Source organism: Pseudomonas sp. RIT-PI-q (assembly GCF_001297125.1).
In the GTDB taxonomy this organism is placed as follows: domain Bacteria; phylum Pseudomonadota; class Gammaproteobacteria; order Pseudomonadales; family Pseudomonadaceae; genus Aquipseudomonas.
On record NZ_LHPC01000012.1, the window covers coordinates 35880 to 53860 of the forward strand.

22 protein-coding genes are annotated in these 17981 nt (G+C 58.4%); 13 read left to right on the top strand and 9 right to left on the bottom strand.

Going from position 1 to position 17981, the window contains the following annotated elements; all coding sequences use genetic code 11:
• Positions 1–44: 44 nt before the first annotated feature.
• Together AEQ67_RS02745 and ppnP are read left to right on the top strand one after the other, a co-directional pair.
• Complete coding sequence (locus AEQ67_RS02745; protein ID WP_059402357.1) at positions 45–596, top strand: exonuclease domain-containing protein; 552 nt, start codon at positions 45–47, stop codon at positions 594–596.
• Between the two features lie 61 nt (positions 597–657).
• Positions 658–942 (top strand): pyrimidine/purine nucleoside phosphorylase, encoded by a 285-nt coding sequence (gene ppnP, locus AEQ67_RS02750; protein WP_010461229.1) that lies wholly within the window; start codon positions 658–660, stop codon positions 940–942.
• Positions 943–1013: 71 nt separating this feature from the next.
• Here the strand turns inward: ppnP and AEQ67_RS02755 are convergent, their stop codons facing one another.
• Both AEQ67_RS02755 and AEQ67_RS02760 read right to left on the bottom strand, forming a co-directional pair.
• Positions 1014–1820, bottom strand: a complete 807-nt coding sequence (locus AEQ67_RS02755; protein WP_059402358.1) for an MOSC domain-containing protein — start codon at positions 1818–1820, stop codon at positions 1014–1016.
• 174 nt (positions 1821–1994) lie between these two features.
• Positions 1995–2930 (bottom strand): chemotaxis protein CheV, encoded by a 936-nt coding sequence (locus AEQ67_RS02760; protein WP_059402359.1) that lies wholly within the window; start codon positions 2928–2930, stop codon positions 1995–1997.
• Between the two features lie 465 nt (positions 2931–3395).
• Between AEQ67_RS02760 and AEQ67_RS02765 the strand changes: the two genes are divergently transcribed.
• From AEQ67_RS02765 to AEQ67_RS02775, 3 genes are all read left to right on the top strand, one after another.
• A complete protein-coding gene (locus AEQ67_RS02765) occupies positions 3396–3866 on the top strand; it encodes a hypothetical protein (RefSeq protein ID WP_059402360.1) in 471 nt (156 codons plus the stop codon).
• Positions 3867–4204: 338 nt separating this feature from the next.
• Positions 4205–5098, top strand: a complete 894-nt coding sequence (locus tag AEQ67_RS02770; RefSeq protein WP_059402361.1) for a sensor histidine kinase — start codon at positions 4205–4207, stop codon at positions 5096–5098.
• Complete coding sequence (locus AEQ67_RS02775; RefSeq protein WP_059402362.1) at positions 5095–5754, top strand: response regulator; 660 nt, start codon at positions 5095–5097, stop codon at positions 5752–5754. Before AEQ67_RS02770 ends, AEQ67_RS02775 begins: the two co-directional genes overlap by 4 nt.
• On the opposite strand, the gene yegS is transcribed toward AEQ67_RS02775, so the two are convergent.
• Positions 5738–6655 carry a lipid kinase YegS gene (gene yegS, locus AEQ67_RS02780; RefSeq protein WP_059402363.1) on the bottom strand — a complete coding sequence of 306 codons (918 nt, stop codon included), beginning with the start codon at positions 6653–6655 and terminating at the stop codon, positions 5738–5740. The two genes, AEQ67_RS02775 and yegS, sit on opposite strands and share 17 nt — an antisense overlap.
• A gap of 228 nt (positions 6656–6883) precedes the next feature.
• On the opposite strand from yegS, the gene AEQ67_RS33515 reads away from it, so the two are divergent.
• The gene (locus AEQ67_RS33515) at positions 6884–7192 is read left to right on the top strand and encodes a hypothetical protein (RefSeq protein ID WP_082377767.1); all 309 of its coding nucleotides are present in this window, start codon (positions 6884–6886) and stop codon (positions 7190–7192) included.
• Positions 7193–7259: 67 nt separating this feature from the next.
• Here the strand turns inward: AEQ67_RS33515 and AEQ67_RS02790 are convergent, their stop codons facing one another.
• Both AEQ67_RS02790 and moaB read right to left on the bottom strand, forming a co-directional pair.
• Positions 7260–8486, bottom strand: a complete 1227-nt coding sequence (locus AEQ67_RS02790; RefSeq protein ID WP_059402365.1) for a molybdopterin molybdotransferase MoeA — start codon at positions 8484–8486, stop codon at positions 7260–7262.
• Positions 8470–9009 (bottom strand): molybdenum cofactor biosynthesis protein B, encoded by a 540-nt coding sequence (moaB, locus tag AEQ67_RS02795; RefSeq protein WP_059402366.1) that lies wholly within the window; start codon positions 9007–9009, stop codon positions 8470–8472. The genes AEQ67_RS02790 and moaB overlap by 17 nt, the downstream gene beginning before the upstream one ends.
• A gap of 81 nt (positions 9010–9090) precedes the next feature.
• Here moaB and mobA point away from each other — a divergent pair, with 81 nt between their 5' ends.
• Both mobA and AEQ67_RS02805 read left to right on the top strand, forming a co-directional pair.
• Positions 9091–9693 carry a molybdenum cofactor guanylyltransferase MobA gene (gene mobA, locus AEQ67_RS02800; protein ID WP_059402367.1) on the top strand — a complete coding sequence of 201 codons (603 nt, stop codon included), beginning with the start codon at positions 9091–9093 and terminating at the stop codon, positions 9691–9693.
• A 76-nt stretch (positions 9694–9769) separates the two neighbouring features.
• On the top strand, positions 9770–9991 hold the full coding sequence (locus AEQ67_RS02805) for a YgdI/YgdR family lipoprotein (protein WP_033059146.1): 222 nt from the start codon (positions 9770–9772) through the stop codon (positions 9989–9991).
• A 69-nt stretch (positions 9992–10060) separates the two neighbouring features.
• On the opposite strand, the gene AEQ67_RS02810 is transcribed toward AEQ67_RS02805, so the two are convergent.
• From AEQ67_RS02810 to AEQ67_RS02820, 3 genes are all read right to left on the bottom strand, one after another.
• Complete coding sequence (locus AEQ67_RS02810) at positions 10061–10951, bottom strand: pseudouridine synthase (protein ID WP_059402368.1); 891 nt, start codon at positions 10949–10951, stop codon at positions 10061–10063.
• 71 nt (positions 10952–11022) lie between these two features.
• Complete coding sequence (locus AEQ67_RS02815) at positions 11023–11340, bottom strand: transcriptional regulator (protein ID WP_059402369.1); 318 nt, start codon at positions 11338–11340, stop codon at positions 11023–11025.
• A 168-nt stretch (positions 11341–11508) separates the two neighbouring features.
• Positions 11509–11745 carry a glutaredoxin family protein gene (locus AEQ67_RS02820; RefSeq protein WP_059402370.1) on the bottom strand — a complete coding sequence of 79 codons (237 nt, stop codon included), beginning with the start codon at positions 11743–11745 and terminating at the stop codon, positions 11509–11511.
• A gap of 207 nt (positions 11746–11952) precedes the next feature.
• Between AEQ67_RS02820 and AEQ67_RS02825 the strand changes: the two genes are divergently transcribed.
• Positions 11953–13665, top strand: a complete 1713-nt coding sequence (locus AEQ67_RS02825; RefSeq protein ID WP_059402371.1) for a cation:proton antiporter — start codon at positions 11953–11955, stop codon at positions 13663–13665.
• A 1-nt stretch (position 13666) separates the two neighbouring features.
• Here AEQ67_RS02825 and AEQ67_RS02830 read toward each other — a convergent pair whose 3' ends face one another.
• Entirely contained in the window at positions 13667–14875 is a 1209-nt protein-coding gene (locus AEQ67_RS02830) for an ammonium transporter (RefSeq protein ID WP_059402372.1), read from the bottom strand.
• A gap of 326 nt (positions 14876–15201) precedes the next feature.
• On the opposite strand from AEQ67_RS02830, the gene AEQ67_RS02835 reads away from it, so the two are divergent.
• From AEQ67_RS02835 to AEQ67_RS02850, 4 genes are all read left to right on the top strand, one after another.
• Positions 15202–15516 carry a DUF883 family protein gene (locus AEQ67_RS02835; RefSeq protein ID WP_017340000.1) on the top strand — a complete coding sequence of 105 codons (315 nt, stop codon included), beginning with the start codon at positions 15202–15204 and terminating at the stop codon, positions 15514–15516.
• A gap of 2 nt (positions 15517–15518) precedes the next feature.
• Positions 15519–15908, top strand: coding sequence for a phage holin family protein (locus AEQ67_RS02840; protein ID WP_059402373.1), 390 nt, complete (start codon positions 15519–15521; stop codon positions 15906–15908).
• Positions 15905–16246, top strand: a complete 342-nt coding sequence (locus AEQ67_RS02845) for a hypothetical protein (RefSeq protein ID WP_059402374.1) — start codon at positions 15905–15907, stop codon at positions 16244–16246. The genes AEQ67_RS02840 and AEQ67_RS02845 overlap by 4 nt, the downstream gene beginning before the upstream one ends.
• 125 nt (positions 16247–16371) lie before the next feature.
• Positions 16372–17535, top strand: coding sequence for an EAL domain-containing protein (locus AEQ67_RS02850; protein ID WP_059402375.1), 1164 nt, complete (start codon positions 16372–16374; stop codon positions 17533–17535).
• The last annotated feature ends 446 nt before the right edge of the window (positions 17536–17981 follow it).

The following is a 17981-nucleotide window of genomic DNA, read 5'->3' on the forward strand; positions in this document are numbered from 1 at the left end:
CTACGCTCAAGCCCTATCAGGACGCGGATACCAGGAACCCTGCGATGCCTCACTGGTTGGTCATTGATCTGGAAGCCACCACCGATGAGGGTGGTTGGCCAGTAACGGAAATGGAAATTATCGAAATCGGCGCCACCCTGGTGGATCGCAAAGGACGGGAAGTGGATCACTTCCAGTGCTTCGTGCAGCCGCTGCGCCGGCCGCTGCTGACGCCGTTTTGTCGGCAACTGACGCACATCACTCAGGCCGACGTCGATGCGGCCCAGACGCTGGGCGAGGTCTGGCCGTCATTCGAGCAATGGCTCGGGCAACATCGTTCGCATCTGGAAGGTTGGGTCAGTTGGGGCGATTACGATCGCAAGCAACTGCTTCAGGAATGGCAGCACCTGCAAATCGACAGCGCCCTTGGCCGCGTGCCGCACATAAACCTCAAGCAGCGCTTTGCCAAGGCCCGTCGGCTGGAGCGCCCACTGGGGCTCAACGGCGCACTGCAACTGGCGGGTCTGCAATTTACGGGGCAGCAACATCGGGCGCTGGAAGATGCACGTAATACGGCGCGACTATTGCCGCAGATTTTCCCCCCTCTGGAGAGGTGACGACACGGGGCCCCTTGTGCATACTGGCCGGCCCTTTCAAGCCCTTTTCGAGGAATCGCCCATGTTTAAAGTCAACGAGTACTTCGACGGCACCGTCAAGTCGATCGCCTTTGGCACCGCTGAAGGTCCGGCGACGATCGGCGTCATGGCACCGGGCGAATACGAATTCGGCACCAGCCAGCGTGAAATCATGCACGTGGTGACCGGCGCCCTGACCGTCAAACTGCCAGACAGCACCGACTGGGAAACCTTCGCCGCCGGCAGCCAGTTCAACGTGCCCGCCAACAGCAAGTTCCAGCTGAAAGTGGCCGTAGACACTGCTTACCTGTGCGAATACCGCGGTTAAAACCCTGGGTTTTCACAGCGACAAAAAAATGCCCGTGTCTTTCGACACGGGCATTTTTCGTTTCAACGCTTTTATTCGAGGATGGTCACCGGCATACCGACTTCAAGTCGACCATTGCTGTCATTGACCAGATTCTGGCCAAACATCGCGCCCTCTTCCTCAGCGCGGTATTTTTGCAAGGTTGCCAGCGGTTCGCGATCCTCACTACGCTCGCCGGTTTGCGGATCGATAGTGGTCAGAATGCAGCGTGAACACGACTTGACCACGCGGAACTCGACATCACCGATGCGGATGCGCTTCCAGCCATCTTCCGCATAGGCTTCACTGCCTTCGATCACCAGGTTCGGCCGAAAGCGCAGCATTTCCAGCTGACGTCCAACTTTCTGCGACAAGTCTTCAAGAGACGCCTGCCCAATCAACAACAGCGGGAAGCCATCGGCGAACGCTACCTGATCGTCGTCCTTGCCATAACCGGCCTGAGTAGTTCTGGCGCGATCAAGAGGCACTTGCACCAGCCGAGTCGGCTTGCCAATGAATTCACTGACCCAGGCCGCCGCCTCATCGCCGGCATCGGGTACGCGCAAGGTGTCGCGCCAGATGGTCACGCCACGCAGTTCAGCATCGCTGGCCGGCAAGGCGATATCGATCGGTGAGTGGCCCGGTGCGCTGAGGGTCAAGCCACCGTCGGCATTCCACAGCGCCGACAACTGACTCATCTGCGCCACCGCACGCTGGGTCAGGAAGCGCCCACTGGCTTCGTCCACCAGCATCCAGCGCCGATCACCATCCAGGCCGAGCTTATCGAGGCTGATGTGCTGCAGGGTCTCGCCCTTGCCGGATTTCAACGGATAACGATAAAGCGCGCTCAGACGCAGCATGGCCAGCTCCCTGGTGGACGAAAAACGCCACCCTATACGAGCTTGATCGCCGAATCAAAGGCCAAAAACCTGTGGGAGCGAGCCTGCTCGCGAAGGCGGTTCAACATTAAAGTCGACTGTCCTAGCGCTTTCGCGAGCAAGCTCGCTCCTACAGGTTAATTGTTCGGGTCGGAATCAGGCTGGCACTGCGTCGAGCATCAGGCGCTGACGCACCACGTCGACGAGTTTGTCCGGCTGGAATTTGGAAAGGAAGTTGTCGCAGCCAACCTTCTTCACCATCGAGTCGTTGAAGCTGCCGGACAACGACGTGTGCAGCACCACATAAAGGCCACGCAGGCGCGGGTCGTTACGGATTTCGGTGGTGAGGCGGTAGCCATCCATTTCCGGCATTTCCGCGTCGGTAAAGATCATCAGCAATTTGTCGGTCATGGAAACGCCGGTATCGGCCCAGGCCTTGAGCATGTTCAACGCCCTCAAGCCATCGCTGGCGATGTGCATCTTCACGCCCAGCTGGCCCAGGGTGTCGCGCAATTGCGACAAGGCCACATTCGAGTCGTCCACCAGCAGCACTTCACGGCCGCGGGCGCGTTCGAGTACCGGATCGTCGAGTTTTTCGCGGGAGACCTTGGCGTTATACGGGACGATTTCGGCCAGGACTTTTTCGACGTCGATGATTTCCACCAGTTGATCGTCGACCTTGCTGATGGCGGTCAGGTAATGCTGGCGGCCGGCGCTGGTCGGCGGCGGCAGGATGGCTTCCCAGTTCATGTTGACGATGCGGTCCACACCACCGACCAGGAACGCCTGCACCGAACGATTGTACTCGGTGACGATGATCGTGCTGGTAGGGCTCGGCACCAGCGGACGCATGCCGATGGCCTGGGACAGGTCGATCACCGGCAAGGTCTGGCCGCGCAGGTTGACCACCCCGCAGACAAAGGGATGGCGCTGCGGCATCAGGGTCAGTTTCGGCAGTTGCAGCACTTCCTGCACTTTGAAGACGTTGATCGCGAACAATTGCCGCCCGGCCAGCCGGAACATGAGAATTTCCAGGCGATTCTCACCCACCAGTTGCGTGCGTTGGTCTACCGTGTCGAGAATGCCGGCCATCAATGACTCCTGGGCTTGTTCTGATGAATTCACTAAAGAGGGTTATCGGCTGTTATTGCCGGACCTTGACCCCCCGACAAAATGCCATGCCCGGGCATTGATGTCACATTAACATCATGCTTTACTGGCCCTGCGATTCCATCTGCTTCATTGCCAGCGACGCGACCACAGTTCGTTCGTTTGGTTCCCCCGTGTAAGGGATTCCCCTAGTAACAATCAGGCCCAACCTGATATTCGCAATATCCAATAGCCATTAATGTGACGCCATTCTCATTGCATGAACGGAGTCAGGCTTTTGTGTGCGATCGCAGGTAAGTGGCCTTCCACCCTCTCGAGTTACCTAGCCTGCAACCAGGCTTGCCGGGGCGCGATCTCACGACGAGACGGCAACGCAGGGACGACTTTGGTCAGCCTCGTCGACACACACGGCATTCCCTCATTTGACATGACGTTGTGGAGATAAACATGCCGAACGACCGTAAAGAGTGGGCCCAGCGGCTCCCGGAGTTTCTCGTAGAGGCTGAAACACTCCTGGCCAAAACCGAGGAATGCCTGAGTCATTTGCAATTGATCAACAATGACAAGGACGCCATCGACTGCATGCTTAGCACCCTCCTGAAACTGGCCAGCAAGGCCGACGCCCTTGCACTGGCAGCGGTTTCGGAGTTTTCGCTGCACATTCATGGCTTGCTGAACCATGCCCAAAGCCATATGGACCTGCACGATCAGGCCCTCGGCGCACTGAAAGACTGCCTGACATTAATTGCCTGGCAACTCGAACTCATCGACCAGACCACCGGCCAACTCAGCCTTGACGACACTGAGCAAGCCTCCCTGATCGAAGCCTTCGCCTTTCAGGTCGGGCAAAGCCAGTACCAGCCACCGGCTAATTCCAAGCCGTTCACGCTCGTTTCCTATTCAGGGCATCAGGCTTAAATTCATCACAACTCTGTTGTGTCCGGTATTTACTGCCATGAGCGGCACCACAACTTGTGCGCGCTTATGTCGTAATTGAATACTTCATACCCGTTTACGACAACTCGAATAAATAAACTTATTCTGTCACCCACCTTTTTCCATTATGGAAACACCTTCCAGAAACGCTTGTTTCCTGACTCTGAAGACATATAAGCCAAACGCGACCAACGGTATCTTAAGTGTTACTATGCCGCCCATTAGTTGACGTCAATTAATGGCAGAGTAACTCCAGACCGAAACCCATCATCGACGATGAGCGGTTTTCCCGCAGCGAACATCCATTGGCTCCATCCGCTATGTACGCCAGCCTCAAGTCAATTACCCAATGGCCACCCTCCCGAGTAAACGCGCGTCGGTTCACGCTATTGCTGTGCACCTGCTCGGCGCTGGGCAGCCTTCTGGTTTACAGCCTGTCCAGTCGCCTGCCGTTGAGTCTGCTGCTGCTCAACATCGCGGCGCTGACCTGTGTCTGGGTACAGCATTGCCTCTCGCGCAAATCGATAAAGTTTCAACCTCAAGAGTTGGCCGACCGGCTATTGGCGGTTCAGGAAAATGAACGTCACCGGCTCAGCCGGGAATTGCATGACGACATCGGCCAGTTACTGACCGCGGCCAAACTTCAAAGTGACTGGCTTAAACGCCGAATGCCCGAAGAACTTCAGGCGCAGTGTTCGGTGCTCTGTGACACGCTGGAAGAAACCCTGGTCAAAGTTCGTGACGTATCGGCCATTCTCAATCCCCGACAACTGGCCAGTCTCGGGCTGGAAGCCAGCCTTCGTGCACACTTGCTCAAGACACTGGCCAATACTTCGGTGCACTGGAGCCTGGAATGCCATCAACGCTTGACCGGCCTATCGGAAGAAATGGCAGTGGCCGCCTTTCGAATTACCCAGGAAGCGGTGACCAATATACTGCGGCATGCCGAAGCTAAAAATCTGTTGGTCCGCCTGCAACGTCTGCCACAGGGTCTGTCGCTGCTGATCAGCGACGATGGCCTGGGTTTCGCGCCGGCGATAGATCCGGGGCGCGAGGGACAACGCGGAATGGCCGGGATGTCGGAACGAATCGATCAGTTGGGCGGCACACTGAGCGTGACCAGCGAGCCGGGCAAAGGCACTCAAATCGAAGCTCTCTTCCCTTGGGCGCCGCGTGCGCTCGAACGGGCCAGTTCGAATAAGGTTATGCATTGACTTGTAACTTACTTCTGGTGGATGACCACTCGCTTATCAGGGCAGGCGTGCGCGCTCTGGTGCTGGATATTCCTGGCTACGCGGTAATCGGCGAGGCCAATGACGGCTCGCAGCTACTCGAAATGGTCGAACAGCTGTCGCCGGACATCGTACTGCTGGATATTTCCATGAAAGTCACCGGCGGCCTTGAAGCCTTGCAGCGGCTCAAGCGTGTACGTCCGCAAAGCAAGGTGCTGATCCTGTCGATGCACACCGACCCTGCTTTGATCATGCAGGCACTGGAATCCGGCGCCCATGGCTACCTGCTCAAGGACACCACCGCCACCGAACTCGAACATGCCCTGGATGCCTTGCGCAACAACGAACGCTACCTGAGCCCGGCCATCGCCCATACCGTCATTAACCAGGCACTGATTCGAAACCAGAAACACCAGCCCGAACTTGCAGACTCGCACAACCTGACTGCACGTCAGCTGGAAATTCTGCGGCTCATCGTTCGTGGGAAATCGACCCGGGAAATCGCCAATGGCCTTGGCCTGAGCATCAAGACGGTCGAAACCCATCGCTCGCAGATCATGAAGCGCTTGCAGATCTTCGACGTGGCCGGCCTGGTGCTGTTCGCGGTACGCGAGCAGATCATCAGCCTGGATGACTAACCGGTCCTGAAGTGCTCAACAGCGGCGAACTCTCCGGCAAATGCACGCGCAGTGCCGCCGGACGCGCCGAGAACCGCAAACTGTCGCCTTCCATGGGTTCGCCATCGAGGTTGATGTAAAGGCCTTCCGAGACCTTGATCTCGACCCATGGCAAACGCGCGCGCACAAACATGTTGTCGATACCGAAACCATCGGCCAGCAGGGTTTTCAACGTACCGACCAATTCCTGCGGCGCAGGCAGAATGCTGATATCCAGCAGTCCATCGTCCGCCAGTGCCTGTGGGCACAGCACATGACCGCCGCCAGCCTGCCTCCCGTTACCGATGCCCAATGCCAACAATTCGCCGCTCCACTGAAAACCCGGCCCCTGCAACTCGCCATAGGCCGCGTGCAACTCGCTGAAGCGCGATAACCCGGTAAACAGGTAAGCCGCGCCCCCGAGGACTTTTTTCAAGTCCTCCGAGGTATTTGCCGTGACCTGGCTGCCGAAACCGCCTGTGGCCATATTCAGAAACACTTGCCCGCCGACCTCGCCCAGGTCAATGGCGCGCGGAGCCGTGTCGAGAAGTTCCAATGCCTGAGCGGGGTCCAGCGGTACGCCGGCGGCGCGCGCAAAATCGTTGGCGGTGCCCAAAGGCATAAGCACCAGGCTGGCCTGAGTGGAATGCGCCGCCATCGCCTCGGCAATATCACGCAAGGTGCCATCGCCGCCGCCGGCGATGACCTGCTTATAGCCCGCCGTCAGCGCTTCATCCACCAGCCGCTGTGCGTCACCAGCCTCCCAGGTCAGGCGAACGGCCAGCTCCCAACCCTGTTTGCGCTTGCCCTCGACGGCAGCACGAACCGCCTCGTTGAGCGCCTGCTTGCCATGCAGAATCAACAGTGCCTTGCGTTCGCTCATTGTGGTCACTCCCATGATTGAATTCCGTATGGGAGATGTTGACCTCGACACGCCCCAAAAAAGTCGCAAGAGATTCAATTATTTGAAATGGAGCAGTGTTGAGTCCTAGGACGTTGGGATTTTTCTTACATAACATGAGGAATCGGCTCAATTGACCGATAAGTACGATTGGTACACCTTGGCATCTACGGTTATCAGTCATTAGCAGCAAATACACAGGGACGTGACATGCAAAGCCATGACATCAGGTCGCCGATAATTCCGGTCGTACCTTGCGCAGAAAAACGCACCAATCATCACACCGCATTTAAAGGCAGCGCAAAATCCACTGGAGAAGTGAATATGGAACCTCGCGTCGTTGAACTGGAGACACACCTCGAATATATCCGGCGAGACATGGAAGAAGTCCGTGGTGACGTCAAGTCCATAAAACACCGACTTGCCTATTCTGCTGGTGGAACAGCGGTCGTCCTCGGGCTTCTGGCCTGGATCGCCAATAGCCGTTTCGACCAGGTCGTGACACTCCTGGCTCAATAAGCGTCAGCCATTAACGCAAAACCCGATTCGATCAATCGGGTTTTGCGTGCGGAGACGACGGCAGATATCAGTTCAGGAGTTCGCTCAGCGGGATGAAGTTCACACTGTCACCCTCGATCAGCGTGCGCTCTTCCAACACTTCGACCAGACCGTCGGCCCAGGCGGCGCTGCGCAACACACCGGAACTCTGATTCCTGTAAATGATTGCCCGACCGTTCTCCAGACGTCCACGCAGGTACTCACGCCGATTGCCTGCTTTTGGCCAGACGAACCCTGCTGGCACCTGAAACTTCAGCGGCTCAACTTCTTTTACGCCCTGACGGCGCAAGAGATAAGGCCTTGCCAACAACGCAAAGGTCACAAGCGTCGATGCCGGGTTGCCGGGTAAACCAATCACAGGTACGCCGCGAAAATGCCCGAACGTCAGCGGTTTACCCGGTTTGATGGCGAGTTTCCACAACGTCAACTCGCCCTCTTCCCGCAGCGCAATGCCCAGGAAATCGGCCTCGCCCACCGATACGCCACCGGTCGAGAGGATCAGGTCGACATCCTTCAATTCACCCAGGCGGGCACGGGTGGTCGCCAGATTATCCGGAAGAATGCCGGCATCGAACACTTCACAACCCATGCGCTGCAACCAGCTGCAGAGCAGCACTCGGTTGCTGTTGTAGATCTGTCCCGGCCCCAAGGCCTGACCCGGCTCAATCAACTCATCCCCGGTTGACAGAACCGCGACGCGAACCTTGCGAATCACCTCCAGCTCTGCGCATCCCAGTGATGCAGCCAACCCCTGCTCGATAGCTCCCAGGCGCGTGCCTGCCGGCAGGATCAACTCACCGACGGTGGTTTCCTGGCCTTGGGGGCGGATGTTTTGTCCTGGTGTCATGGTTTCGGTGAAGCGCACTCGCTCATCCGGCTGGACTTCGGCGTTCTCCTGCATCTCGACACAATCTGCACCTGCAGGAACAGGCGCACCGGTGAAGATTCGTGCGCAGGTGCCTGGCTTCAAGGGCTCCGGTGCCTGACCCGCGAAAACCTTCTGGCTGACGGCCATGGGTTCTCCCGTCCAGTCGGCCATGCGCAGGGCATAACCGTCCATGGCACTGTTGGGCCAAGGCGGCAGATCGAGCGTCGAGATCAGATCGCCGGCCAGCACGCGGCCCTGAACCTGTGCCAGCGGCAAGCGTTCACGCTCACGAATGGGTGAGGCTTCGGCCATTTCGAGCAAGCGCGCCAGCGCCACCTCGACAGCCATCAGACTGCCGGTCTTGCCCGGCTTACCCACGGGATTCACAGGGTGCCGCCTGTTTTAGATGAGCCACGAAATTACATGGACGGTGCCGTGAATCCAGCTGTTCGGCGAGAATGCCGTCCCATCCGGTGCGTACGGCATTGGTCGAACCCGGCAAGCAGCAAACCAGCGTGCCATTGGCCAGACCGGCCAAAGCGCGGGACTGGACAGTAGAGGTGCCGATATCGGCTACCGATATCTGCCGGAACAATTCACCAAAGCCATCGACCTGCTTGTCCAGCAGGCAGCTCACAGCTTCTGGAGTGCTGTCGCGCCCCGTGAAGCCGGTTCCGCCAGTGATCAGCACGACCTGCACCACATCGTCGGCGATCCAGTTGGCGACTTGCGCACGAATTTTGTACAGGTCATCTTTGAGCAGCACCCGCTCGGCCAGGTTATGCCCGGCAGCGCTCAAGCGGTCAACGAAGACCTGGCCCGAGGTATCGGTTTCCAGGGTACGGGTGTCGCTGACCGTCAGCACCGCGATGTTGAGCGGCGCGAAAGGTACATCAGCCTTGGCTTTCATAGGCTCGTCCAGTTGTAGGAGAAACAGCCCGGTGTTATATCACAGCGCCCCATTTTTTCGCCGCCCCCATGGAGACCTGCCATGACCCTGAATACACATTTAACGCCCTGCTCCATTCTGCTCCTGGCAGGTGGTCGCGGCCAACGCATGGGTGGCCAGGACAAAGGGTTGCTGGAATGGCACGGCGAGCCACTGATTGCGCACCTGCACCGCAAGACCCGTGCGCTGAGCGATGACTTGATCATCTCCTGCAACAGGAACCCGGAAAAATATGCGCCCTATGCCGACCAGCTGGTTCATGACGACGAAGGCGACTTCCCGGGACCTCTGGCCGGTATTCGCGCCGGTCTGAAAGCCGCTCGTCATGCGCATCTGATGGTATTGCCTTGTGACGTTCCGCGTATCGATGCCGATCTGCTGCAGAGCATGCGCGAAACCGCCAGCCAGCAGCCGGACAAACCGCTGATGCTGCGCCATGGCGAACACTGGGAGCCCTTGCTGTGCATCATCCCCGTGGCACTGCGCGCGGCTTTCGAAAGTGCCTGGCACGAAGGTGAACGCAGCCCGGGTCGCCTCATGCGCAAACTGGGCGCTACCGCACTACACTGTCCTGACAACGACCCACGCTTGGCTAATCTCAATACGCCAGAACTGTTAAGTGCACACCGCACTGTGTCAGACTGATACGAGAAGGAACTTGCGCGCGTGGTACACGTCTCAAGCTCAGTAACCAAAAGAATTCATATTCGGAGACACACTCATGACTCAACGGACCCTCGCCACTTTCATGCTCGCACTGGGCCTCGCGACCCTCGCCGGTTGTGCATCGCCTACAGTGATCACCTTGAATGACGGTCGAGAAATCCAGGCTGTCGACGCGCCAAAGTTCGATAAGGATTCGGGTTTCTACGAGTTCGAACAACTGGATGGCAAACAAACCCGCATCAACAAGGATCAGGTTCGTACCGTTAAAGAGTTGTAATCTTTGCGGCGACAACCGGATATAGAAAAGCCCGCTTTATGCGGGCTTTTTCGTGGCTGAAGAACAGGTTCACCACTGCAGGGTGAGGGTGCTTTCGAATGCTCTTTCCTGACCGGTGACCGGATCCACAAAACGCAACCCCTGAGCGAGCAGCTTCAAAGGATTGGCATAGTCATCCTCAACATCCTTGAGCACCTGCGGATAAAACGGGTCGTTGCAAATACTGGCACCCAGGGCTGTCATGTGCACCCGCAACTGATGTTTCTTGCCTGTCACCGGGTAAAGCCCATAACGCCAGAGATCACCGTTCTTCTCTTTGACCTCAACCGCCGTCTCGGTGTTACTGGCGCCCGGCCCTTCCTGCATGCGGAAAAACGGCTCGCCATCGATCAGCCGGCTCTTGTGGACCAATGGAAAAGACAGTTCAGGCAACGCCCGGGCAATCGCCTCGTAGCGCTTTTCGATCTGCCGTGTCGGAAACAGCGACTGATACGCCGAACGGCTCTGAGGGTTGGCGGAAAACAGCACCAGCCCCGCTGTATGCCGGTCGATGCGGTGCAACGGCACCAGATGCGGGTTATCCAGTCGACGGATCAGTCGTCTTAGCAGGGTCTGCTCAACGTATTCGCCTGCCGGCGTCACGGGCAAAAAATGCGGCTTGTCCGCCACGACCAGATGCTCGTCGGCGTAAAGAATCGACTCGACCACCGGGATCGGCTTTTCATCCGGCACTTCCCGAAAATAATGAATCCGCAAGCCTTCCTTGTAAGCCAGATCGAGGGCGATCGGCTGGCCGTGACCGTCGAGAACACGACCACGCGCAATCCTGTCCAGCCATTGTTCGCGACCGATGGCGCTGAAGTGTTCAGACAGGCAATCGAGCACGGTCTGCCACGGTCCCGCAGGCAAGTACAGTGTGCTGGCCTGGTTGTGTGCAGCAGAAAAAGATGAAGTGGACATACGAAAGCTCTAACCCTCAATACAGGGCGGCATTATCCAGCAGTGGCCGGAATGAACCTAGCAGAGAATCCTCAGGCCGGTATTTGCGCGCGAGCGGCCGCTTCGGTGAATTCCTTGAGCCAGCGCAACACATCGACCGCTTCCCAGCGACCCGGGTCATAAAGCGCATACAACAAACCCTGATAACCCACGACGTCCAGCTGACGGTGATAGCCCGCTCGCTGGAACAACGCTTCTATTTCGGCGAAACAGGTATTGAAATGTAGCTTGTTGAAGGGGGTTTTTCCTTCCGTCACCAGGCCATCCAGACGCAATTCGATGACCGCCTCGCGCACGACGTCCGCCGACATCCGGTTCACGCTGTTTTTCAATTGTTCGACATTGACCACGATTCATCCCTCTTACGCCCGGCCACCTGCCCAAATTCTAAAAACCAGGGAGGCGAGGTAGACACTGCGAATAGCTGTATGCGCATACAGTATCCGAACACTGCCTGTTAAGCCAAGGGATCAATCGCAAAAGTGCGACAGACGGGACACCGGCACTCGAAAAATCGCTTAACGCAAGAACGCCACAACCTGGTCGGCATTGAACGGCCAGCCCAGCTCAGCGCCGGTATCGACCCGTCGTAATACCGGGATACGCAGACTGTAAGCCTCGAACCACATTTCGTCTTCAGCGATATCCACCAGCTCCACCAGCAGACCGTTTTCGACAAATTCCATCAGCATGGCTTCGGCCACTTCACAGAGATGGCACCCAAGGGTGCCGAACAGCTGACATTCAGGAGGCATAAGCGCTCAACCGATAAATTAAGTGATTATTCTAGGCCGGCCCCGAAAAGCCGTCGAGCCATTGAATCCTATGCCCTGCAACCCATGAACGGCAATGGATCGTGGTACATCCTGATGCACATCAGTCACCTTCAATGCCCTTTGCGCGATGCTTACGGTTTGATTGCTTCTACGCTTGAGTAGCCAGCGTCCATCACCGGAGTTTTTGTGTTCGCCAATCTGCTGATCATCCTCACCTCCTCCCTGGTGGTCATCGCCCTGTTCCAGCGCCTGCGATTGCCGCCCGTGCTGGGCTACCTGTGCGTGGGCCTGATGGTGGGGCCGACGGCGTTCAACTGGATAAATGAAAGCGAAGCGCTGCCGTACCTCGCCGAGCTGGGGGTGGTGTTTCTGCTGTTCTCCCTCGGGCTGGAGTTTTCGCTGTCGAAAATGCTCGCCCTGCGTCGGGTGGTGTTTGGGCTGGGCAGCCTGCAAGTGTTAAGTACCGGGCTATTGCTGGGCGCTATTTTGATGTTGCTCGGCATGGCGACCACGCCTGCACTGTTACTCGGTGCCGGCCTGTCGCTGTCGTCCACCGCCATCGTCAGCAAGGAGCTGGGCAGTCTCGGCGAAATTTTCAGCACACACGGACAGAATGCCATCGCCGTGCTGTTGTTCCAGGATGTGGTGGCGGTGTTGCTGCTGACCCTGGTGCCGGTGTTCGCCGGTAATAGCGACCAGCCCTGGTATTGGGCGTTACCCGTGACGCTGGGCAAGACCGCAGTACTGTTCGCCGGTTTGTTGCTGGCCAGTCGTTGGTTGTTGCCCCGTCTGTTTCATGAAGTGGCGGCCGCCCGTTCCGCGGAACTGTTCGTGCTGCTGGCGCTGGTCATCGTTCTGCTGACGGCCTGGCTGACTCACCTGCTCGGCCTCTCCCCGGCGCTGGGCGCCTTTCTCGCCGGGATGTTGTTGGGGGAAAGCCACTACCGGCATCAGATCGAAGCCGACATCCGGCCGTTTCGCGACATCCTGCTCGGGGTGTTCTTCGTCAGTATCGGCATGTTGATCGACGTGCAATTGTTCGCCAGTCACGGTTTGCTGATTCTCGGCCTGACCCTGGGGCTGCTGTTGTTAAAGGGCAGCGTGGTTGCGCTGCTGGTCAAATGGCGTGGCAGCGACAGTGAAACCGCCTGGCGTAGCGGCCTGGCATTGGCCCAGGGCGGCGAGTTCTGTTTTGCCCTGATGGCACAGATGCAGCAAAACCAACTGATGCCCGCCGACTTCGGAGGCCTGCTGCTGGCAGCGACATTCTGCTCGATGCTGGTGACGCCGCTGCTGCTACGCGCAGCTCCCCACATCGCGACTCGCCTGCATCGCAAGCCTAACGAAGAGGCGCAACTCGAAGAAATCAGCGCGCTCAACGCCGGATTACGTGGCCATGTGGTGATTTGTGGTTACGGTCGCGTCGGCCAGTCCATCGGCCGCTTCCTGCGTCGTGTGCAGCAACCCTACATCGCACTGGACAGCGACCCGGTGCGGGTTCAGGAAGCGGCCGTGAGTGAAAGCTGCGTGCATTACGGCGACTCACGCCGCGGCGAACTGCTTGCCGCCGTAGGGCTGGAGCGCGCCAGGCTGCTGGTGATCGCCGTGGACCAAACCGACATCGCCCTGCTGATACTCAAGGAAGCACGACGCTTTAACCCGAGCGTGCCGATCCTGGTGCGCACCCGGGACGACAGTCAGCTGGCCGAGTTGAAGGCGGCCGGAGCCAGCGAAGTCGTGCCCGAGTTGCTGGAATCCAGCCTGATGCTCGCCTCCCATGCGCTGATCATGCTGGGGCTGCCCGTTCAGCAGGTGCAGGACCGGGTCGATCAGGTACGACGTGACCGCTATCGCTTGCTGCACGGTTTTTATCCCGGGGCTGACGATGAAGAAACCTGAACTAGTCCTGACTGACAGCGCCGATCTTGTGCACCGACAGGTCCGCGCCGTAATACTCTTCTTCCTGGCTCAGACGCAGGCCATGGAGCGCCTTGATCACGCCATACACCGCAAAACCACCGGCCAGCGCCACGGTCACACCCAGCGCGGTGCCGATCAACTGGCTGACCAGGCTCACGCCGCCCAGGCCGCCCAATGCACTCTGGCCGAAGATGCCGCAGGCGATTCCGCCCCAGACGCCGCACAAACCATGCAAGGGCCAGACACCCAGCACATCGTCGATATGCCATTTGCCTTGGGCCGCGGTAAAGCACCAGACGAACAATGCCCCGGCGATGGCACCGGTTACCAGCGCGCCCACCGGGTGCATCAGATCGGAACCGGCGCAGATCGCCACCAGGCCGGCCAGCGGGCCGTTATGCAAAAAGCCCGGGTCGTTGCGCCCGACGATCAGCGCTGCCACGGTGCCGCCGACCATGGCCATCAGCGAGTTCACCGCCACCAGCCCACTGACACCTTGCAGGGTCTGGGCACTCATGACGTTAAACCCGAACCATCCCACGATCAGAATCCACGAACCCAGTGCCAGAAAGGGAATGCTGGAAGGCGCAAACGCCACCAGTTTCCCGTCCCGGTAACGACCATTGCGCGGGCCGAGCAACAACACCGCCGTCAGCGCCAGCCAGCCGCCCATGGCATGGACGACCACAGAGCCCGCGAAATCATGGAAGCTGGCGCCAAAGCGTTCCAGCAACCAGGCTTGCAGGCCAAAGTTACCGTTCCAGATCATGCCCTCGAAGAACGGATAGATGAACGCCACGATCAATGCGGTCGCGCACAACTGCGGAACGAACCGTGCACGCTCGGCAATGCCTCCGGAAATGATCGCCGGGATCGCCGCGGCAAAGGTCAGCAGAAAGAAAAACTTCACCAGCCCGTAGCCATGATCGGCGTTGATCACCGCCGCCGGTTGCATGAAGGTGACGCCGTAGGAAATCCAATAGCCTATAAAGAAGTAGGCCAGGGTCGAAATGGCGAAGTCGCTGAGGATCTTCGACAACGCGTTGACCTGGTTCTTTTGGCGAACCGTGCCGACTTCGAGAAAGGCGAAACCGGCGTGCATGGCCAGCACCATGACCGCGCCGATCAGAATGAACAACGTATTGGAGCTATGGACCAGACTGTCCACAGCGCTTTGCAGATTTTCCATGGGGATTGGCAGACCTGAAGGCTAAAAAAGCACCAAAGCAGTTCGCGCAGACCATTCATGCACCAAGTTGCAACTTTCCGGGATCAGCAATCAGATCCCGATGAACCGCTTTGGCGCACGAAATTCGTCGAGGTCAATCACGACCGGGACATTCGCGCGGGTTTTAATTGTTTGAGTCAGGGTTTTCCTGAAATCATGCCCGGCAACAGCGCAACGGCGCAGGCAGACGCACCACGACGTAGCAAAAGTTGTACCAGTCATTTGTACTGAACCTTCGCGCAAGGCTCATACTCGAACGCAACAGAAGCCACTTACGGAGATCACCAATGGCCAGCATCAAGGCAAAGACTGCTCAAGAAATCCTGATGAACGATTTTCAGACACTCGTCAGCGACACCGAACGGTTGCTGGAACACACCGCAACCTTGGCGGGTGATCAGGCTGACGAATTGCGCGAGCAGATCCACGACAGTCTGCTGCGTGCACGGGAAACCTTGAAACTGACCGAAGACTCTCTGCGTGAGCGCAGCAAGGCAGCCGTCACCGCCACCGAAGACTACGTCCAGGCCAACCCATGGCAATCGGTCGGAATCGCGGCCGGCGTGGGTTTCCTGATTGGTCTGCTGGCCACTCGGCGCTGATCATGGCGATCGGCGAATCCGGCTCGTCCGCGACGGGCCCAAGCTCCTCACCGCGGCGCCTGGGTGCCGCTTTTCTTGGACTGCTGCACAGCCATGTCGAATTGTTCGGCATCGAACTGCAGGAACAAAAAGCCCGCACTGTCAGCCTGCTGCTGTTTGCAGGCCTGGCGCTGGTGTTCGCCTTGCTGTTGCTGGTGGGGCTGTCGACGCTGGTATTGATCCTGTTTTGGGACACCTATCGTTTGCCAGCCATCATCGCGCTTTGCGTGTTCTACAGCCTTGCGTGCGTCTTTTGTGCGATGCGCTTGAGAGCGGCGATTTTCGATGAGTCCTCACCCTTCCACGGTACGTTGGAAGAACTGGCCAACGATCGGGAGCGCCTGCTGCCATGAGCCTGCCTGAACTGCCTCACAACAGCTCGCGTACGGAAATGCGCAAGGCCCTGATCCGCTTGCGCATGGAAATGCATCGCCAGGAAATCCGCCATGAATCAGCGCAACTGCTGGTGCCTTTGCAGCGCGTGCGCGGGATGACGCAAAACCTGCAGGATGGCTTCGGCATCAAACACGCTCCACTCTGGGGCGTGGCGGCGGTCACCTTGCTGGGCTTTTTGACCGGCAAGGGCGCCAAGAGCGGCGGCGTCAGCAGCCTGACTCGGCTGGTTCGCCTGGGCACCACGCTGGGGCCGCTGATCAAGCTGGTCATGCAAGGCTCTTCGCGCAATCACTAAGCCAGCCTCTGGCTGCATTCTTGCAACACCATCGGGATTGAACCTCTTTATCGAGGGGTTCGATCCTGCATGCCTATCCGGTAAGCAGATTCAATCCAAGAACAAGACCTTACTAAGGAGGACTCGTGATCGACGGGCAACCGCTCGCCTGCTTTCAGCCGTTCATCGATACCGCCACCGGCCGTATCGCCGGCGTCGAGGCACTGGGTCGACTGCGACAGGCCGACGGTCAATTGACCTCGGTGGGACCGCTGTTTGCCAACCCGCGAACACCCGCCATCGCCCTGCGTCGCCTGGACCGGCAGATTCGCGATAACGCCCTGAGCCGCCTGCATGAAGCGCCAGCGGAATGGTTTCTCAGTTTGAACATGTCCCCACGCTGGATCAGCCGTCTGCGCCCGGACCAGGCTCTGCCAAGCCTAAAGCAACTGAGCAGGCACGGGGTCGACTCGCGGCGAATCGTCTTCGAGATTACCGAGCAGGGAGGCGACATCCAGCGCCTGGCAGACGTGGTGGCGCGTTACCGTCAAGCGGGTGCGCGGATCGCCATCGATGATTTCGGTGCCGGCTACTCTCAACTCGACCGCGTGCTGGCACTGCAACCGGACATTCTCAAGCTCGACATGCGCTTGTTCCAGGCCGCTGCGTTAGGTGGTCCGAGCAGCGATGTGGTCAAGGCCCTGGCGCAAATGGCGGAGAAAACCGGGTGCTGGATCATTGCCGAAGGGGTAGAAACCGACGCACAACTGAATTTTGCCCTGGAGTGCGGTTCGCGCTACGTTCAGGGTTTCCTGTTCGCCCGGGCGCAAGAGGAGTTCTTTGCCACAGACGCCTTTGTCGAACGCTTCGCACAGCTGCGTCAGCGCTATGTTCAGCAGAAACTGGCAGAACGCAGTCGCCTGATGATCATGCGCCAGCAACTCTGTGAGCTGATGGCCATCCTCCAAGGCTGGGCCCAGGCCCGCGCCCCGCTCAGCGCCCTACCGCACCTGGACGCTTTTCCCTGGCTGTTACGCTTCTATCAATGCGATCGCCACGGCACGCAACTGACGCCCAACCTTGAATGGCGTAATCACCGCTGGGAGTCCGACAACCGCTACGTGGGCCATAACTGGTCCTGGCGCCCGTACTTTTATCACCTGCTGGCCGAGGGCTGGGAGCAGCGCCGGCTGACGCTTTCCAACACCTACCGCGACGCCACCAGCAACCAGTATTGCCTCACCGCCGGACAGTTTTTCGACAACGGCGAGCGACTGCTGCTGATCGATATCGATGCCGCCGGCCTGTAGGCGCCGAGCAGCGAGACATGGGTCCAAAAACATTGAGCCATAACAGCTCGGTTCCTACAGAACAGCGAACGCAACACCTGAAAACCACCACCCTCTGTAGGAGCTGGCTTGCCAGCGAAGCATTCGAATTCACCACGGTTATCCTGTTGAAACGCGTCATCGTTAACGACCTTCGCTGGCAAGCCAGCTCCTACAGGTCGAGCGTTAGCTCGCCCACAGCTTTTGCGAGCAAGCTCGGCTCCTACGGAGCAGCGAACGCAACACCTGAAAACCACCACCCCCTGTAGGAGCGGGCTTGCCAGCGAAGCATTCGAATGCGCCACGTTTATCCTGTTGAAACGCGTCATCGTTAACGACCTTCGCTGGCAAGCCAGCTCCTACAGGTCGAGCGTTAGCTCGCCCACAGCTTTTGCGAGCAAGCTCGGCTCCTACGGAGCAGCGAACGC

Bases quoted from the DNA above. Each gene is read 5' to 3' on its own strand.
- ppnP (WP_010461229.1), top strand. From the start codon at position 658: ATGTTTAAAGTCAACGAGTACTTCGACGGCACCGTCAAGTCGATCGCC.
- AEQ67_RS02745 (WP_059402357.1), top strand. From the start codon at position 45: ATGCCTCACTGGTTGGTCATTGATCTGGAAGCCACCACCGATGAGGGT.
- AEQ67_RS02840 (WP_059402373.1), top strand. From the start codon at position 15,519: ATGGCGATCGGCGAATCCGGCTCGTCCGCGACGGGCCCAAGCTCCTCA.
- AEQ67_RS02760 (WP_059402359.1), bottom strand. From the start codon at position 2,930: ATGGCCGGCATTCTCGACACGGTAGACCAACGCACGCAACTGGTGGGT.
- AEQ67_RS02805 (WP_033059146.1), top strand. From the start codon at position 9,770: ATGACTCAACGGACCCTCGCCACTTTCATGCTCGCACTGGGCCTCGCG.
- AEQ67_RS02845 (WP_059402374.1), top strand. From the start codon at position 15,905: ATGAGCCTGCCTGAACTGCCTCACAACAGCTCGCGTACGGAAATGCGC.
- yegS (WP_059402363.1), bottom strand. From the start codon at position 6,655: ATGAGCGAACGCAAGGCACTGTTGATTCTGCATGGCAAGCAGGCGCTC.
- AEQ67_RS02755 (WP_059402358.1), bottom strand. From the start codon at position 1,820: ATGCTGCGTCTGAGCGCGCTTTATCGTTATCCGTTGAAATCCGGCAAG.
- AEQ67_RS02770 (WP_059402361.1), top strand. From the start codon at position 4,205: ATGTACGCCAGCCTCAAGTCAATTACCCAATGGCCACCCTCCCGAGTA.
- AEQ67_RS02765 (WP_059402360.1), top strand. From the start codon at position 3,396: ATGCCGAACGACCGTAAAGAGTGGGCCCAGCGGCTCCCGGAGTTTCTC.
- moaB (WP_059402366.1), bottom strand. From the start codon at position 9,009: ATGAAAGCCAAGGCTGATGTACCTTTCGCGCCGCTCAACATCGCGGTG.
- AEQ67_RS02835 (WP_017340000.1), top strand. From the start codon at position 15,202: ATGGCCAGCATCAAGGCAAAGACTGCTCAAGAAATCCTGATGAACGAT.
- AEQ67_RS02810 (WP_059402368.1), bottom strand. From the start codon at position 10,951: ATGTCCACTTCATCTTTTTCTGCTGCACACAACCAGGCCAGCACACTG.
- AEQ67_RS02820 (WP_059402370.1), bottom strand. From the start codon at position 11,745: ATGCCTCCTGAATGTCAGCTGTTCGGCACCCTTGGGTGCCATCTCTGT.
- AEQ67_RS02830 (WP_059402372.1), bottom strand. From the start codon at position 14,875: ATGGAAAATCTGCAAAGCGCTGTGGACAGTCTGGTCCATAGCTCCAAT.
- AEQ67_RS33515 (WP_082377767.1), top strand. From the start codon at position 6,884: ATGCAAAGCCATGACATCAGGTCGCCGATAATTCCGGTCGTACCTTGC.
- mobA (WP_059402367.1), top strand. From the start codon at position 9,091: ATGACCCTGAATACACATTTAACGCCCTGCTCCATTCTGCTCCTGGCA.